Annotated in this window: 13 protein-coding genes; 4 read left to right on the forward strand and 9 right to left on the reverse strand. The window is 71.4% G+C overall.

Annotated elements, in window-relative coordinates; genetic code table 11:
• Positions 1-19: 19 nt before the first annotated feature.
• Positions 20-1,141, reverse strand: coding sequence for an ALF repeat-containing protein (locus I3F54_RS29945; RefSeq protein ID WP_240122063.1), 1,122 nt, complete (start codon positions 1,139-1,141; stop codon positions 20-22).
• Positions 1,142-1,726: 585 nt separating this feature from the next.
• On the opposite strand from I3F54_RS29945, the gene I3F54_RS29950 reads away from it, so the two are divergent.
• Together I3F54_RS29950 and I3F54_RS29955 are read left to right on the forward strand one after the other, a co-directional pair.
• Complete coding sequence (locus I3F54_RS29950; RefSeq protein WP_240122064.1) at positions 1,727-2,269, forward strand: hypothetical protein; 543 nt, start codon at positions 1,727-1,729, stop codon at positions 2,267-2,269.
• 85 nt (positions 2,270-2,354) lie between these two features.
• Entirely contained in the window at positions 2,355-4,550 is a 2,196-nt protein-coding gene (locus I3F54_RS29955) for a trypsin-like serine protease (protein WP_240122065.1), read from the forward strand.
• Between the two features lie 231 nt (positions 4,551-4,781).
• On the opposite strand, the gene pyk is transcribed toward I3F54_RS29955, so the two are convergent.
• The 3 genes from pyk to pta all read right to left on the reverse strand — a co-directional run bounded on the left by pyk (position 4,782) and on the right by pta (position 9,681).
• Positions 4,782-6,212, reverse strand: coding sequence for a pyruvate kinase (pyk, locus tag I3F54_RS29960; protein ID WP_240122066.1), 1,431 nt, complete (start codon positions 6,210-6,212; stop codon positions 4,782-4,784).
• Between the two features lie 83 nt (positions 6,213-6,295).
• Positions 6,296-7,489, reverse strand: a complete 1,194-nt coding sequence (locus tag I3F54_RS29965; protein WP_240122078.1) for an acetate kinase — start codon at positions 7,487-7,489, stop codon at positions 6,296-6,298.
• Positions 7,490-7,560: 71 nt separating this feature from the next.
• Positions 7,561-9,681, reverse strand: coding sequence for a phosphate acetyltransferase (pta, locus tag I3F54_RS29970; protein ID WP_240122067.1), 2,121 nt, complete (start codon positions 9,679-9,681; stop codon positions 7,561-7,563).
• A 235-nt stretch (positions 9,682-9,916) separates the two neighbouring features.
• Between pta and I3F54_RS29975 the strand changes: the two genes are divergently transcribed.
• The gene (locus tag I3F54_RS29975) at positions 9,917-10,942 is read left to right on the forward strand and encodes an ATP-dependent 6-phosphofructokinase (RefSeq protein WP_240122068.1); all 1,026 of its coding nucleotides are present in this window, start codon (positions 9,917-9,919) and stop codon (positions 10,940-10,942) included.
• Between the two features lie 173 nt (positions 10,943-11,115).
• Here I3F54_RS29975 and I3F54_RS29980 read toward each other — a convergent pair whose 3' ends face one another.
• From I3F54_RS29980 to I3F54_RS29990, 3 genes are all read right to left on the reverse strand, one after another.
• Complete coding sequence (locus I3F54_RS29980) at positions 11,116-11,832, reverse strand: helix-turn-helix transcriptional regulator (RefSeq protein ID WP_240122069.1); 717 nt, start codon at positions 11,830-11,832, stop codon at positions 11,116-11,118.
• 221 nt (positions 11,833-12,053) lie between these two features.
• Positions 12,054-12,245 (reverse strand): hypothetical protein, encoded by a 192-nt coding sequence (locus I3F54_RS29985; RefSeq protein WP_240122079.1) that lies wholly within the window; start codon positions 12,243-12,245, stop codon positions 12,054-12,056.
• A 15-nt stretch (positions 12,246-12,260) separates the two neighbouring features.
• The gene (locus I3F54_RS29990; RefSeq protein WP_275677068.1) at positions 12,261-13,115 is read right to left on the reverse strand and encodes a helix-turn-helix transcriptional regulator; all 855 of its coding nucleotides are present in this window, start codon (positions 13,113-13,115) and stop codon (positions 12,261-12,263) included.
• A 293-nt stretch (positions 13,116-13,408) separates the two neighbouring features.
• Here I3F54_RS29990 and I3F54_RS29995 point away from each other — a divergent pair, with 293 nt between their 5' ends.
• Complete coding sequence (locus I3F54_RS29995; RefSeq protein WP_240122071.1) at positions 13,409-13,915, forward strand: ATP-binding protein; 507 nt, start codon at positions 13,409-13,411, stop codon at positions 13,913-13,915.
• A gap of 195 nt (positions 13,916-14,110) precedes the next feature.
• Here I3F54_RS29995 and I3F54_RS30000 read toward each other — a convergent pair whose 3' ends face one another.
• Together I3F54_RS30000 and I3F54_RS30005 are read right to left on the reverse strand one after the other, a co-directional pair.
• The gene (locus tag I3F54_RS30000) at positions 14,111-14,827 is read right to left on the reverse strand and encodes a response regulator (protein ID WP_308374115.1); all 717 of its coding nucleotides are present in this window, start codon (positions 14,825-14,827) and stop codon (positions 14,111-14,113) included.
• A complete protein-coding gene (locus I3F54_RS30005; protein WP_240122072.1) occupies positions 14,824-16,446 on the reverse strand; it encodes a sensor histidine kinase in 1,623 nt (540 codons plus the stop codon). The genes I3F54_RS30000 and I3F54_RS30005 overlap by 4 nt, the downstream gene beginning before the upstream one ends.
• Positions 16,447-16,460: the final 14 nt, after the last annotated feature.

A 16,460-nucleotide genomic window follows, 5' to 3' on the forward strand; every position in this document is an offset into this window, starting at 1 on the left:
ACGCAGGCCAAGCCGTCGACTACGCCAACCGCGCCACCCAGTACGCCGCCGACGCGAAGGAGGCGGCGATGGCCGCGCGGTAGGCGGCGGAAGCGGCGCGTGCGGCCGTCGCGGCCGCCGCGGCCGCCGCATTGGCGGCCCAGGCGGCCCGGCGGGCGGCGGACTGGGCGGCCCGGGAGGCGGAGATGGCGGTGCGCGCCGCCTTCGCGGCACCCTTCGCCGCACCGGCCGCCTTGCGGGCGGCGCGCCCGGACTTCTCCACGTCGTCCTGCGCTGCCTGCGCCTCGGTCGCCGCCTCCTCCGCAGCCTCCTTGGCCTTGGCTGCCGCCGTCTGTGCCTTCTCCGACTCCGTCTTGGCCTGTTCCGTCGTCAGCTGGGCTCGTCTGCCCTCGCGTTCGACGATCGCGACGAGCTGATCGATGGTCGCCGTCTCCTGGTCGCGGGCACGTGCGATGTGCTGACCGGTCTCCAGGAACCAGTGGACGGCGCCTGCCGTGCCCTCGTCCAGGGCCCGTTGGGCATAGGCCGCCACCTCGGGGGAGGCGGTGGAGAGGATCTTGAGGACCTCTGCCCTCTCGTCCTCCAGGCGTGCGGTGAACTGGGTTTCGGTGACGAACGTCATCAGTGCGTCGGAGGAGCCGTCGGACAGGGCGTTGCCGGCGGCGGCCTGCACACTCGTCTCGCCCTGGTTCTTCAGGGTGAGGGTGAGGACGCGAAGGTCTTCGAGCTGCGAGGTCTCGTATCCGTTGGCGAGGAAGGCGGCAATCGCGTCGTCCCCGCCGTCCAGTGCGGTGGTGATGGCCCGTGTGGCGCCCTTGCCGGAGGCGGCGAGGGCTTTCAGGAGGGCGACACGGTTGTCTTCCGCGATCGCGGAGGGGAGTCCGGCGGCGATGAAGTCCTCGGCGTCGGCCGTACTGCCCGAGAGCGCGGCCGCTGCCGCCTGCCTCACCGCCGTGCCTCCGGCCTTCCACGCCGAAACCGCCTTCCCGCGTGCGGTGTCGGGAAGCGAGGGAAGGTCGGGCACGTCGTCGACGGTGGCGGCGAACACCCGGGCGGTGGTGGCGAGGGGGAGGGCTGCGGCGGCCGTGGTCGCGGCGGCGGCGGTCAGGATGCGCCGCCTGCTCCAGTAGGTGGTGTTCAAGGATGGGCCCCCTGTTTCGGCGACTGGCAGCGGTGCAGCGCGAGGCGGCGGACGGCCGCCAGTCACACATGGCTGGTCGTGAAAGCTGCGCGCGGATGGAATCAATGTGGGGCGAAGGCGAAGTGCCGGGCGCCTCGTCGAATCCCGCGGGCAGGCCGGAAACGGTACTCGATCAATACAGATTCGCGAGGCATCGCCCGGGAGTTCAATTCAAAGAGCTTCACATTGTCTTTACAGATCCTCCACGTTTTTTCATGCAACCTTTCCGTGGTGTGGCGTGGTTCACAAGAAAATCGATCACTACATCCCCTTTGGGTTCTTTTTCCGATTGGACAGAGATCGAAGTCCGGGTCTTACATGCAGGAGGCTGCGAGTGCGAGCCGGGGGCGAGTCGCGCACGGCGACTCTCGGAAAAAGGGCTGCACTCCCACTTCGACCGAGACTTACGGGGATGTTGTTCATGGTTGTGCGTATTTTTTTGCGCGCGCATTCACTGTCTATTCCGGCGGTGGTGGTGCCGTGGTCCTCGCGCCCGTTTTGAAGCGTTCCAGACCCCTTTTTCGGGAACTGACGAATAGGACTGCAATGAAGGCACGTAGCGCAATTACGTCAAGATCGAAGCGCCTCGCGGGGCGCGTGCTGGGCACCGCTGCGGCAGCCGGCGCCCTGGCGTGGCTGGTGGCGGCGGGCGGCGTGCAGACCGAGCCCTCCCAGGGCGGCGGCACCTCCGTCGAGGCCGTCGCCGGCGAGGCCCCCGGCTACGCCGTGGAGGACTTCGACTACCCGCAGGCTGACAAGATCCTTGCGGAGAAGAACATCGTCCTCAAGCGCGGCGACGGCCATATCACGCTCGCCGACTGTGCGAGCGGAACCGGCCAGTTGGAGGTCTGGGCGCGCAGCAAGGACAAGATCTGCTTCCAGGTCACCGGTGATTCCGGCTGGCTGACCCTGGAGATCCCTTCGGTCTACGGCGTCCGGGGCAACGACTACGCGACCCGGGTCGACATGACCGCCGGCACCGAGGAGAAGAGCTTCGACGTCGCCAAGAACAGCTGGACTCCGGTCGGGGAGAGCGCGGACGAACAGGGCCGCGAGTTCATGCTCGTGGAGATCAGGACCTCGAAGTAGGGCCGGCCCGACACACGCCCCACCGACCACTGTTCTGCCCGCGGCCTCTTCCGCCCGGCAGATCTTGAGCCCAAGGAATCACGTCATGCGACACACCAGACACGTGCGCCTCGCTGCGCTGGCCACGGCCCTGCTGGCAGGTCCGGTCGCGCTGTGCGCCGCGCCCGCGTCCGCCGTCACCGGAAACCCCGTCTCCGGTACCGCGTTCGGTCCCACCGCACAACTGCTCATCGGTGACTACGACCGCGGCTGCTCCGGCGTCCTGGTCGACGTCGAATGGCTGCTGACCGCGGCCAGTTGCTTCGCCGACGACCCGGCCGCGAGCCTCGACGTCCCGGCCGGCAAGCCGAAGCTGAAGACGACGGCCACCATCGGCCGCGCCGACCTGACCGGCACCGACGGCGCCGTGCGTGAAGTCGTCGAACTCGTGCCCCGCACCGACCGGGACGTCGTGCTGGCCCGCCTGAACCGGCCCGTCACCGGCGTCACCCCCGCCACCTTGTCCACCGCCGCGCCCACCGCCGGCGAGGAGCTGGGCTTCGCCGGGTACGGTCGCACCAAGTCCGAATGGGCGCCGCTGAAGCTGCACACCGGCGCGCTCACCGTCGACGCCACCGACACCACCTCGGCCACCGTCACCGGCAAGGACGGCGCGTCCGCCTGCATGGGCGACACCGGCGGCCCCGTGCTGAACGCAGCCCACCAGCTCGTCGCCCTCAACAGCAGGTCCTTCCAGGGCGGCTGCTACGGCATCGACGCCACCGAGACCCGCACCGGCGGGATCGCCGCCCGAGTCGACGACCTCGCCTCCTGGGTGAACGCCAAGGTCGGCGCCGTCCGCATAACCGACTTCAACTGCGACGGCGTCGAGGACATCGCGATCGCCGACCCGAAGGCGACCGTCGGCGGTGACGCGGGCGCGGGCGTCGTCCGTGTCGTCTACGGCGGCGGCAAGACCGCCGAGATCAACCAGGACCTCGACTGGGTGCGAGGCGGCTCCGAGCCCGACGACTGGTTCGGCGAGGCCATGGACACCGTCGACTACAACCAGGACGGCTGCACCGACCTGGTCGTCGGCACGCCCTCCGAGGACCTCGGCTCCGTCAAGGACGCCGGGATGGTCGACATCCTGTACGGGGCCCCGAACGGCATCGGCACCGGTGCCCTCAAGGACACCCACTTCGAGCAGGGCGCGGGCAACGGCTCGCTCGGCGCGTCGACCGCCGAGGCGGGTGACCGCACCGGCCAGGCCCTGGCCGCCGGCACCACTGCCGCCGGTGAGCCGTTCGTGGTCATCGGCGTGCCCGGCGAGTCCCTCGGCGCGGTGGCCAAGGCGGGCATGGCCATCTACGTGCACGGCGACACCAACATCGCCATCAGCCAGGACAGCATCGGTGTGCCGGGCGGTGTGGAGGCGAACGACGCCTTCGGCAGCGCCGTCGCGGCCGACGCCAACCACATCGCCATCTCCGCCCCTCACGACGCCATCGGCGGTGACGCGGACGCCGGCAACCTGGCGGTCTTCAGCCACACCCTGAACTCCGAGGGCCGGCCCACCCCGCTGTTCGGCCTCGACCAGGACCTGGACAGCGTCTCCGGCGGCGCCGAGGCCGGTGACCTGTTCGGCGCGTCCCTGGCCCTTGCGACGTACCGGCCGTCGGGTGCGGCAGCCGCCACGGAGTCGATCCTCGCTGTCGGTTCGCCGGGTGAGGACCTGACCATCGACGGGGCGAACAAGGTCGACACCGGCCTCGTGCACGCCTTCCGCATCACCGCCTCGGGTTCGTACAGCCAGATCCGCACGTACTCGCAGGGCACCGGCACCGACGACGTGTCCGGCACCTCCGAGTCCGGTGACAGGTTCGGCTCGACCCTGTCCGCCGTGAACACCGCGCCGCGCGCGGTGAGCACCACGGCCACGATGAAGCTGGCCGTCGGCGTCCCGAACGAGGCCATCGGTTCGACCGCGAACGCGGGCGCGGTCCAGACCTTCTCGCTCGTGGGCGCGGCGGGCACGTACGACCGCTGGATCGAGGCGGGCAACTCCACCGGCCTTCCGGGCACCCCGGGTGCCAACCAGTACGTGGGCAAGAGCATCCACTACACCGGCACCGGCCTGTACATCGGCATGCCCTACGGCCCGAACGCCTACGGCGCCGTGCACATGCTGCCCATGGCCAACGTGACCGCCGGCGGTACTGCCACCGCGATCACCACCTACCGGCCCGGCACCGGTGGCCTTCCCGCCGCGGGCGCCCGCTTCGGGTACGTGGCACGCTAGGCGCGGCCCGGCGGGCACGGCTCCGTTGAGTCCGGCGGGCAGCGCCCGTTGACGCGAAAGAGCCCCAGGAGGGACCGACGGTCCCTCCAGGGGCTCTTCACTCACCAGCCCTCTGCACGCCTTCGCCCCGCCGAGGCGAAACCCGGCGGGGCGAATCGACCGGCGGCGCCTGCGAGCAGGGCGCGCCCTCGGCGGGTTCCCGGGCCGGAGGCACGGCGGGACGACGCGGGGTCAGTCCCGTTCGCCGCTGCCCAGGTGGTGGACCCGGACCATGTTGGTGGTGCCGGGGACGCCGGGCGGGGAGCCGGCGGTGATGATCAGCACGTCGCCTTCGTCGAAGCGGTTGAGCTTCATCACCTCCTGGTCGACCAGGTCGACCATCTCGTCGGTGGTGTTGACGAAGGGCACGATGTGCGACTCCACGCCCCAGCTGAGGGCCAGCTGGTTGCGGGTGCCCTCGTCGGTGGTGAAGGCGAGGATCGGCTGCGTGGCCCGGTAGCGGGACAGGCGCCGGGCGGTGTCACCGGACTTGGTGAAGGCGACCAGGCCCTTGCCGCCGAGGAAGTCGGCGATCTCGCAGGCCGCGCGGGCCACCGAGCCGCCCTGGGTGCGCGGCTTCTTGCCGGGCACCAGCGGCTGCAGGCCCTTGCTCAGCAGCTCCTCCTCGGCCGCGGAGACGATCTTCGACATCGTCTTGACGGTCTCGATCGGGTACGCGCCCACGCTCGACTCGGCGGACAGCATGACCGCGTCGGCACCGTCCAGGATCGCGTTGGCCACGTCGGAGGCCTCGGCGCGGGTCGGACGGGAGTTGGTGATCATCGACTCCATCATCTGGGTCGCCACGATCACCGGCTTGGCGTTGCGCCGGCACAGCTCGATCAGGCGCTTCTGCACCATGGGGACCTTTTCGAGCGGGTACTCGACGGCCAGGTCGCCGCGGGCCACCATCACGCCGTCGAACGCCATGACGACGTCCGTCATGTTCTCCACCGCCTGCGGCTTCTCCACCTTGGCGATGACGGGGACGCGGCGGCCCTCCTCGTCCATGACGCGGTGCACGTCGTGGACGTCCTTGGCGTCGCGGACGAAGGACAGGGCGACCAGGTCGCAGCCCATGCGGAGGGCGAAGCGGAGGTCCTCGATGTCCTTCTCGCTCAGTGCGGGCACGTTCACGGCCGCACCGGGCAGGTTGATGCCCTTGTGGTCGGAGACGACACCGCCCTCGATGACGATCGTCCGCACCCGGGGGCCGTCGACCTCGGTGACCTTCAGCTCGACGTTGCCGTCGTTGATGAGGATCTGGTCGCCCCTGGTGACGTCCCCGGGCAGGCCCTTGTACGTGGTACCGCAGATCTGCTTGTCGCCCGGCACGTCCTCGGTCGTGATGACGAACTCGTCACCGCGCTCCAGCTCGACTGGACCCTCGGCGAAGGTCTCCAGACGGATCTTCGGGCCCTGCAGGTCGGCGAGGACGCCGACGGCGCTCCCGGTCTCCTTGGACGCGGCGCGGACACGGTCGTAGCGGCCCTGGTGCTCGGCGTGCGTGCCGTGGCTGAAGTTGAAGCGGGCCACGTTCATGCCGGCCTCGATCAGCGCGACGAGCTGCTCGTGGGAGTCGACCGCGGGGCCGAGAGTACAGACGATTTTCGAACGGCGCATGGGGCGATCCTATCGGTTTGTTTCGCTCCGGAATATTCCGTCTGGCGGAAAGTACAAATGAGGGAGTGTCCGCTCAGTTGGGCTCACTTGTTCTTTCCGACCAGCGCGTAGGTCTGGGTGGCGATCTCCAGTTCCTCGTCCGTCGGTACCACGGCCACGGCGACCCGCGCCTCCTTCGGCGAGATCAGGCGTGGCGCGTCGCCGCGTACGGCGTTCAGCTCGGCGTCGACCGCCAGGCCCAGCCCCTCCAGGCCCGCCACGGCCGCCTCCCGCACCGGTGCCGAGTTCTCGCCCACCCCGGCGGTGAACGCGACCGCGTCCACCGTGCCGAGCACGGCGCAATAGGCGCCGATGTACTTCTTCAGCCGGTGAATGTAGATGTCGAAGGCCAATTGCGCCTGTTCGTCGCCCTCGTCGATCCGGCGCCGGATCTCCCGCATGTCGTTGTCCCCGCACAGGCCGATCAGTCCGCTCCTCTTGTTGAGGAGAGTGTCGATCTCGTCGGCGGACATTCCGCCAACACGCATCAAATGGAAGATGACGGCCGGGTCCATGTCCCCCGAGCGGGTGCCCATCACGAGCCCCTCCAGAGGCGTCAGCCCCATGGAGGTGTCCACGCACCGCCCCTTCCTGACCGCGGACGCCGACGCCCCGTTGCCCAGGTGCAGCACGATGACGTTCACCTCCTCCGGCGCCTTGCCCAGCAGCTTCGCCGTCGCCCGGGAGACGTAGGCGTGCGAGGTGCCGTGGAAGCCGTACCGGCGCACACGGTGCCGGTCGGCGGTCTCGACGTCGATGGCGTAGCGGGCGGCCGACTCCGGCATCGTCGTGTGGAACGCGGTGTCGAAGACGGCGACCTGCGGCAGGTCCGGGCGCAGGGCCTGCGCGGTGCGGATGCCGGTGAGGTTGGCCGGGTTGTGCAGCGGGGCGACCGGGATCAGCCGCTCGATCTCCGCCAGCACCGCGTCGTCGATGACCGTCGGCTCGGTGAACCGCTTGCCGCCGTGCACCACCCGGTGGCCGATGGCCGCCAGCTCGGGGGAGTCCAGGCCCAGGCCGTCCTTGGCCAGCTCCTCGGCGACGGCCTTCAGCGCGGCGTCGTGGTCGGCGATCGGGCCGGTGACCTCCCGGCTGTCGCCGCCCGCGGCGAGCGGCGTGTGCTTCAGGCGTGAGGTCTGCTCGCCGATCCGCTCGACGAGCCCCACCGCCAGCCGGCTGCTGTCGCGCATGTCGAGCAACTGGTACTTCACCGACGACGAGCCGGAGTTGAGCACCAGGACCCGCGAGGCGGGCGCGCGGCCGAGCCCGTCGGACGCGGCGGTGGCGGGGGCGGAGGGCTGCTGGGCGGTCACTGCTGGGTCGCCTTGTCGGTCGGGGACGGGGTGGCGGTCTGGGCCTGGATCGCCGTGATGGCGACGGTGTTGACGATGTCCTGGACCAGTGCGCCCCGGGACAGGTCGTTGACCGGCTTGCGCAGGCCCTGGAGGACCGGGCCGACGGCGATCGCGCCGGCCGAGCGCTGTACGGCCTTGTAGGTGTTGTTGCCCGTGTTCAGGTCGGGGAAGATCAGCACCGTGGCCTGCCCGGCGACCTCGGAGCCGGGCAGCTTGGTCGCCGCGACCGTCGGCTCCACGGCGGCGTCGTACTGGATGGGCCCCTCTATCTTGAGGTCGGGCCGTCGCAGCCGGACCAGCTCGGTGGCCTCGCGCACCTTGTCCACGTCGCGGCCGGAGCCGGAGTTCCCGGTCGAGTACGACAGCATCGCGATCCGCGGCTCCACACCGAACTGCTCGGCCGTCGCCGCCGACTGGATGGCGATGTCGGCGAGCTGCTCGGCGTCCGGGTCGGGGTTGACCGCGCAGTCGCCGTAGACGAGTACCCGGTCGGCCAGGCACATGAAGAACACGGACGACACGATCGACACCCCGCCCGGGGCGGCGCCCCCGGGCCGGGTCCTGATGATCTCGAAGGCCGGGCGGATCGTCGCGGCCGTGGAGTGCACCGATCCCGACACCATGCCGTCGGCCAGGCCCTCCTGCACCATCAGCGTGCCGAAGTAGTTGACGTCGGAGACGACGTCGTAGGCAAGCTCCACCGTCACGCCCTTGTGGGCGCGCAGCTTGGCGTACCTCTCGGCGAAGGCGTCCCGCAGGTCGGACACCGCCGGGTCGACGATCTGCGTGTCGCCGAGGTCGATGCCCAGGTCGGCGGCCTTCTTGCGGATCTGGTCCTCCGGGCCGAGCAGCGTCAGGTCACAGACCCCGCGGCGCAGCAGCACCTCGGCGGCGTGCAGCACGCGCTCCTCGGTGCCCTCCGGCAGCACCACCCGGCGCTTGTCGAGGCGGGCCTGCTCCAGGAGCTTGTGCTCGAACATCATCGGGGTGACCCGGTCGCTGCTGGGCGCGGAGACCCGCTTGAGCAGGTCGCCGGTGTCGACATGCCGTTCGAACAGGCCGAGCGCGGTCTCCGCCTTCCGCGGGGTGGCCGCGTTGAGCTTGCCCTCCAGGGCGAACAGCTGCTCGGCGGTGGGGAAGCTCAGGCCGCTCACCGACAGCACCGGGGTGCCGGGGGCGAGGCGTGCGGCGAGGGTGAGGACCGGGTCGCTGGGCCGCTCGTCCAGGGTGAGCAGCACGCCGGCTATCGGCGGGGTGCCGGCGCTGTGCGCGGCCAGCGCGCCCACCACGAGGTCGGCGCGGTCGCCCGGGGTGACGACCATGCAGCCCGGGGTCAGGGCGTTGAGCAGGTTCGGCAGCATCGCGCCGCCGAAGACGAAGTCGAGCGCGTCCCGGGCCAGGCCGGAGTCGTCGCCGAGCAGCACCTTCGCGTCCAGCGCCTGGGTGATCTGCGCGACGGTCGGCGCGGACAGGGCCGGCTCGTCCGGCAGCACGAAGCAGGGGACCGGCAGCCGGTCGGCGAGGCGCTCGGCGATGTGGTCGCGGTCCTCGCGGGCGACGCGGTTGGCGACCATGGCCAGTACGTCGCAGCCCAGGCCGTCGTAGGCCCGGTAGGCGTTGCGGGTCTCGGCGAGCACCGCCTCCGCGCTCTGCTTGCGCCCGCCCACCACCGGGATCACCGACGCGGCGAACTCGTTGGCCAGCCGCGCGTTCATCGCCAGCTCGTCCGGGAGCTGGGTGTGGGCGAAGTCGGTACCGAGCACGAGGACGACGTCGTAGTCCCGCGCCACCAGGTGGAACCGGTCGACGAGGGTCGACACCAGCTCGTCCGTCCCCCGCTCGGCCTGGAGCGCGGAGGCCTCCGCGTAGTCCATGCCGTAGACGGTCGCCGGGTCCTGCGCGAGCCGGTACCGGGCCCGCAGCAGCTCGAACAGCCGGTCGGGCCCGTCGTGAACCAGCGGACGGAACACCCCCACCCGGTCCACGTGCCGGGTCAGAAGCTCCATGATCCCCAGCTCGACGACCTGGCGGCCGTCGCCACGGTCGATACCGGTCACGTACACGCTGCGCGTCACGCGGGCTCTCCACTTCTTCTCGGACGGTCGGACGGTTCGGTGTGGGGGGTTCGGCGGCTTCGCCGGTATACAGGCTCACAAAAATCGCCCACCGAGGTGAGCTGAACCCTCTTGACAATACCCCCGCCGCTAGATAAGGCGCCCGCCAGGATCGGTGCGTGCCACCGGCCTGTGGGACGTGAAAGAATCGGCGGGAGGCTCACCGGTACCCACAGCGAGCAGGAGACACAGCACGATGCGCATCGGAGTTCTCACCGCAGGCGGCGACTGCCCCGGCCTGAACGCCGTGATCCGGTCGGTCGTGCACCGCGCGGTCGCCCAGTACGGCGACGAGGTCATCGGCTTCGAGGACGGGTACGCCGGCCTCCTCGACGGCCGCTACCGCACCCTCGACCTCAACGCGGTCAGCGGCATCCTGGCCCGCGGCGGCACCATTCTCGGTTCCTCCCGACTGGAGCGCGACCGGCTTCGCGAGGCCTGCGACAACGCCTCCGACATCGTTCGCGACTTCGGCATCGACGCCCTCGTCCCGATCGGCGGCGAGGGCACCCTCACCGCTGCACGCATGCTCTCCGACGCGGGCCTGCCCGTCGTGGGCGTGCCGAAGACGATCGACAACGACATCTCCTCCACCGACCGCACCTTCGGCTTCGACACCGCCGTCGGCGTCGCCACCGAGGCGATGGACCGCCTGAAGACCACCGCCGAGTCGCACCAGCGCGTGATGGTCGTCGAGGTCATGGGCCGACACGCCGGATGGATCGCCCTGGAGTCCGGCATGGCCGCCGGCGCCCACGGCATCTGCCTGCCGGAACGTCCCTTCGACCCCGCCGACCTGGTCAAGATGGTCGAGGAGCGGTTCGCCCGGGGCAAGAAGTTCGCCGTCGTCTGCGTCGCCGAGGGTGCCCACCCCGCCGACGGCACCATGGACTACGGCAAGGGCGAGATCGACCAGTTCGGCCACGAGCGCTTCCTGGGCATCGGCACCGCCCTCGCCCACGAGCTGGAGCGCCGTCTCGGCAAGGAGGCCAAGCCGGTCATCCTCGGCCACGTCCAGCGCGGCGGCACGCCCACCGCGTACGACCGCGTCCTCGCCACCCGCTTCGGCTGGCACGCCGTGGAGGCCGCGCACCGCGGCGAGTTCGGCCGGATGACCGCCCTGCGCGGCACCGACATCGTGATGGTGCCGCTGGCGGAGGCCGTGACCGAGCTGAAGACCGTGCCGAAGGACCGGATGGACGAGGCGGAGTCGGTCTTCTAGTCAGCAGTCCGCAGTCCGCGGGGGGCTCCGCCCGGAGTGCCGCGACGGGCCGTCGCCGGTCGTCCGCGGCACCGTCGTGGCCGGGCGCGCCGTACCCCCGCGACGCCTCGGGGGCGCTGCCGGACCGCGGTGGCCCGCACCCGGCCCGCTCAGCCGCTGATGACCCGGACCGTTCAGCCGGTCCGCTGCCGGACCGCCGCCCAGAAGTTCTCCACGATCCGGTCGAGGAAGACCCGGCCGGACTCGCTGGCCTCGCTGCTGCCGCCACCCCAGCTGAGGGTGGCGGCCATGTGGCCCTGGTAGTCCTCGTGCAACTCCTGGAGCACCTGCTCCAGGACGCCCCGGGCCACGGGTGCCACCTTGCCGACCGGCTTCACGTACCCCTGCCAGCGCGTGGTCGCCGCGCTGCGCAGCAACTCGGCCAGCCGCTGCTCACGCCCCGTGACCGCCACGAAGTCCGGCACCGACAGCCGCAGCGCCTGCGAGAGGGCCGCCGCCTGGCGCTCGTTGCCGCGCCACTGGTCGCTCTCCTCCATCCGCAGATACGCGCGCAGGTCCATGCCGGCCGCACGGGCGACGTCCTCCGGTGCGACGCCGGCCGCGATGCGGTGCTCGCGCAGGGTGCGCGGCCGGCCGATGAGTTCACCCGGAGCGCACCACAGCACGCCCGCGAGCGCGGTGAGTTCGGGGTTCCCGGGGTGGGCGACACCGCGCTCCCAGGCGACGACGAGGTCCGGGGTGACATACGTCAGCCCGTACGACACGCGCATGCCGTGGGCGACGTGCTCGGGCCCCATGCCGAGGGCGGCGCGGAGCCTGCGGGCGGCCGGGGCGTTGAACGGGGGGCCGGGCTGGTTCGGTGGAGCTGAGCTCTGGTGCACCCGCCACAACGTAGGGGTGCGGGCACGGTGAGTACCACGGGGCGTTCCGCCAGGATCACGGATTGTAGGAACCTACGGTTCCGTAGGTTGCGGGCCTTGGACGGGGCGGGGTGGGGTGGGCGCGGGGAAGCGGGGGGTGCGGTGGGACGGTCGACCGACCAGCCTGACCACGGTGGCGGAGCCGCTCGGACCCCGCAGCCCGCCGCAGTGCCCGGCAATGTGCCTGCGCCCTACAGAAGGTGGTCGACCCTGCCGGCCTTGATGTCCCGGATGAGCGCGCGGAGCGCGTCGCGGGAGTCGGTGAGCGGACGGTCCTCCTGGCCGGAGACCGCGATGTAGGCGTTGCCCGCGGGGTCGGTGCCTATGCGGAAGCAGTTGTTGCCTTCGGCGCAGAAGGGTTCTTCCCAGGTGATGTCGATCATCATGCTTCCTTCGGTTCAGAGCTGGTGGGCGATGGCGCGGATCAGGTCCCGGGAATGCTCGGGGCTCAGCGTGTGCGTGTGCCACCAGTCCATGTGCGACCGGTATTTGGTCAGCTGGGCCTCGGAATGAGTGAACTCCCCGCCGTGTGCGGAGTCGAGTTGCACGGTGTCGAGCCGGGGGACGGCGCCATGGGCATAGAGGACCGCATGCCCCGCACCGGGGAAGGCCCCCGCCTCGACGGGGAGGACGCGGATCTCGACGTTGGGTCGTTCTGAGGCGTCGCAGAGGTGCAGTAGCTGCTCCCGCATGGCGCGGCGCCCGCCGAACTGCATGCGCAGTGCCCACTCGTGGACGTACGCGACGTAGTCGACGGGCCCGGGGTCGCGGTCGAGTACCTGTTGCCGCCGCAGTCGCTGTACGACGCGGAGTTCGACCTCTGACGGGGGGAGCGGCGGCAGCGCGGCGGCGAAGACGGCGCGGGCGTACGCCCCGAGTTGGAGCAATCCGGGGACATGCACTGTCTGGTAGCTCCGGAGGCGCGTGGCGAACCACTCCAATTCGGCCACGTCCAGGAGTCCTTGCGGCAGTGCCCCCCTGAACTGATGCCACCAGCACCGTTTACGCGTGTCGGCCATGGCGACCAGCCCCTCGATGTACGCCTCGTCCGAGCACTCGTAGTTGCTGGCCAGCGTTCGAATCCGTTCCGGTGAGGCGCCACGGATTCCGGACTCCATGTTGGACACCTTGGTGCGGTCCAATCCCAGCAGTCCGGCGGCGTACTCCGTGGTCCGCCCGGCGTCGAGTCGCATCCTGCGCAGTTCAGCGCCCAGGCGCTTCTGACGTTCCGTTGGCGCGGGCCTGGTCGGCATCGGTGCCCCTTCTCCCCGTCGGATCGGGGCCAGTCTGCATCGCGCGGATGGCGCCGGTCCAATCCGAAAGGGGCAATTCAAGAGAGAAGGTGGCACGAGTGCCACATCTATCTCTACAGTCAGTGATGAGCTGCTTACGGCATGAGGTCGCCGGAAGTGCATCGCGCGAGCCTGCCCGCGTCCTCCTTCCCCGGGAGGGGCGGGCCCGCGCCGGGGAGACAGGCCACCGGCTGCCCGCCGAGTCGTCGGCTCGTTCGGCATGACGCACGCCATGAACACGCGAAGGGGTCCCCATGACCGCACCTGTGGCCGTCTCGGCCTGTCCTCTCTCCACCGACGAACGCACGATGCCGCCGCCGTCCCCCGACACGCTCGCGTACAGCTTCACGCTGCCCGCCGGGCCGACCGGGCCCCACGTCGCCCGCTCCGCCGCGCGGGTCGTGCTCCAGGCGCACGGGCTGGCCGACGTGACGGACGCGGTGGTGCAGGTGGTGGGTGAACTGGCGGCCTGCGCCTGCCGGTTCACGCCCGGAAGTGAGATGTACCTGTCCCTGCGGTACCGGGACGGGGAACTGCGGGTCGTCGTCCACGAGGGGCATGCCCGGCACTCCCATCCCCGCCTCGCCGCGGCCTGCGACGCACGGCGCCGCGCCGCTCTGCGGGTCCTCGCTTGCGTGGTGCGGGCCTGCGAGGGGGACTGGGGGTTCGGGGAGGCGCACGAACCCGGGGGCGGGACGCGGATGTGGGCGGTGCTTCCGCGGCGGGGGGCTCGGGTGTACGCGGGGGCGGGGTGGGCGTGAACGCCCCTCGGAGACCTCGCTGAAGGGACATGCGGCACACAAGGTGTCGCCGTGTGAGGGCGGCGGCAAGGGCGTGCGTCGTTCCGGGAGTTCAGAAGTTCCCGCTCGGGCTCAGGCGCCCTCACCCGCGCCGTTGCCCCGACCGGGTGGCCGGAACCCGCGCCCGCGCCGTCACCGTCGACGGCCGCTGCCCGCCTACCGCCCCCGGCCCGCTCGCGGCACCCACCGGTACACCAGCTCCGGTCTGCCCACCTGGCCGTAGATCGGCTCCCGGCCGGCCCTTCCCGCGTCCACCAGGTGCTCCAGGTACCGCCGGGCCGTGATGCGGGAGATGCCGACCGCCTCGGCCACGCCGGCCGCGGTGAGTCCCGTCTCCGCCTCCCGCAGGGCCCCCGTGACCCGCTCCAGGGTCGGCGCGCTCAACCCCTTGGGCAGTGCCGCGGGGCCCGGTGCCCGCAGCGTGGCCAGGGCCCGGTCCACCTCGTCCTGGCCGCTGGCCTCGCCCGCGGCGCCGCGGAACTCGGCGTACCGGACGAGCCGGTCCCGCAGGGTGGCGAAGGTGAACGGCTTCAGGACGTACTGCACGACGCCCAGCGACACGCCCTCCCGTACCACGGCCAGGTCCCGCGCGGACGTCACCGCGACGACGTCCGCGCGGTACCCGGCGGCCCGCAGCGACCGCGCCAGCTGCAGCCCGTGCCCGTCCGGCAGGTGCAGGTCCAGGAGCAGCAGGTCGACCTGCGTGCGTTCCAGTGCCCGGCGCGCCTCCGCACCCGTGTGCGCGGTGCCGACGGCGGCGAAGCCCGGCACCCGGTCGACGTACATGACGTGCGCGTCGGCGGCGACCGGGTCGTCCTCGACGATCAGCACCCGGATCGGTGACTGTGTGCCCCCCGCGTCGCCCGCCCTCACGCGCCGCCTCCGGACACCGCGCCCACCCGCAGCGGCAGCCGCACCTCGAACTCCGCGCCGCCGTCGGCGGACCGCGCCACCGACAGCGCGCCCTCATGGCGCTGCACGGTCTGCCGGACCAGGGCCAGGCCGAGGCCGCGTCCGCCGGGGCCGGCGGGCTTGGTGGAGAAGCCGCGCCGGAAGACGGCGTCGGAGTGGGCGGGGGCCACGCCGGGACCGGAGTCGGCGACCCGCAGGACCAGCTCCGCGTCCCCCTCGGTGTACGCCGTCACCGTCACCCGCGCCGGGACACTGCCCTGCGCCGCGTCCACGGCGTTGTCGACGAGGTTGCCGAGCAGGGTCACCAGGTCCCGGGCCGGGAGGTGCTCCGGCAGGACGCCGTCGTCGAGGCGGCTGTCCCCGGACACGACCAGCTCCACGCCCCGTTCGTTCGCCTGCGCCGTCTTGCCCAGCAGCAGGGCGGCCAGCACCGGTTCGCCCACCGCGGCGACCACCTGGTCGGTCAGGGCCTGGGCCAGTTCCAGTTCCGCGGTGGCGAACTCCACCGCCTCCTCGGCCCGGCCCAGTTCGATCAGCGACACCACGGTGTGCAGCCGGTTCGCCGCCTCGTGGGCCTGGGAGCGCAGTGCCTGGGTGAAGCCGCGTTCGGAGTCCAGCTCGCCCATCAGGGACTGGAGTTCGGTCACGTCCCGCAGGGTCACTATGGTGCCGCGGCGCTCCCCGCCGGACACCGGGGAGGTGTTGACGGCCACCACCCGGTCCGCCGTCAGGTGCACCTCGTCCACGCGCGGCCCGGACGACAGCAGCGCGCCCGTCAGGGGCGCCGGCAGCCCGAGGTCCGCCACCGATCGGCCCACCACGTCGCCCGTCACCCCCAGCAGCTCCTGTCCGCCGTCGTTGATCAGCGCCACACGGTACTGCCCGTCGAGCAGCAGCAGCCCCTCGCGTACGGCGTGCAGGGCGGCCTCGTGGTAGTCGTGCATGCGGCTGAGTTCGGCGGCGTTCATGCCGTGGGTGTGGCGGCGCAGCCGGGCGTTGACCACGTACGTCCCGACGGCGCCCAGCACCAGTGCCCCCGCCGCGACGCCGAGCAGGGCAGTCACCTGGTCCTGCACCCGGGCGCTGATCGCCTCGACCTTGATGCCGGCACTGACCATGCCGACGATCCGGCCGCCGTCCTCGATCGGGGTGACCGCGCGGACGGACGGCCCGAGGGTGCCGGTGTAGGTCTCGGTGAAGGTCTCGCCGTTCTGCGACCGTCCGATGTGGCCGAGGAAGTGGCCGCCGATCTGCTGCGGATCGGGGTGGGTCCAGCGGATGCCCCGGGGGTCCATGATCGTGATGAAGTCGACGCCGGTGTCGTGCATGACCCGCAGGGCGTACGGCTGGAGCCGGCTGGTCGGGTCGGCGGTGCGGATCGCGGCGTGCACGGACGGGGAGTCCGCGACGGTGCGGGCGACCGCCCTGGCCCGGCGGCCCGCGGCGGCCTCCGCCTGGCTGCGGTCGCTGATGTACGTGAACAGCGCGTACCCCGCCACGACGACCGTGATCAGGACGGCCTGCATGGCGAACAGCTGTCCCGCCAGGCTGCGGGGTCGGGGGAGGGGCGGGAGGCGCATGCCGTCAGTGTGCC

Source organism: Streptomyces sp. MUM 2J, from assembly GCF_022414535.1.
GTDB lineage: Bacteria > Actinomycetota > Actinomycetes > Streptomycetales > Streptomycetaceae > Streptomyces.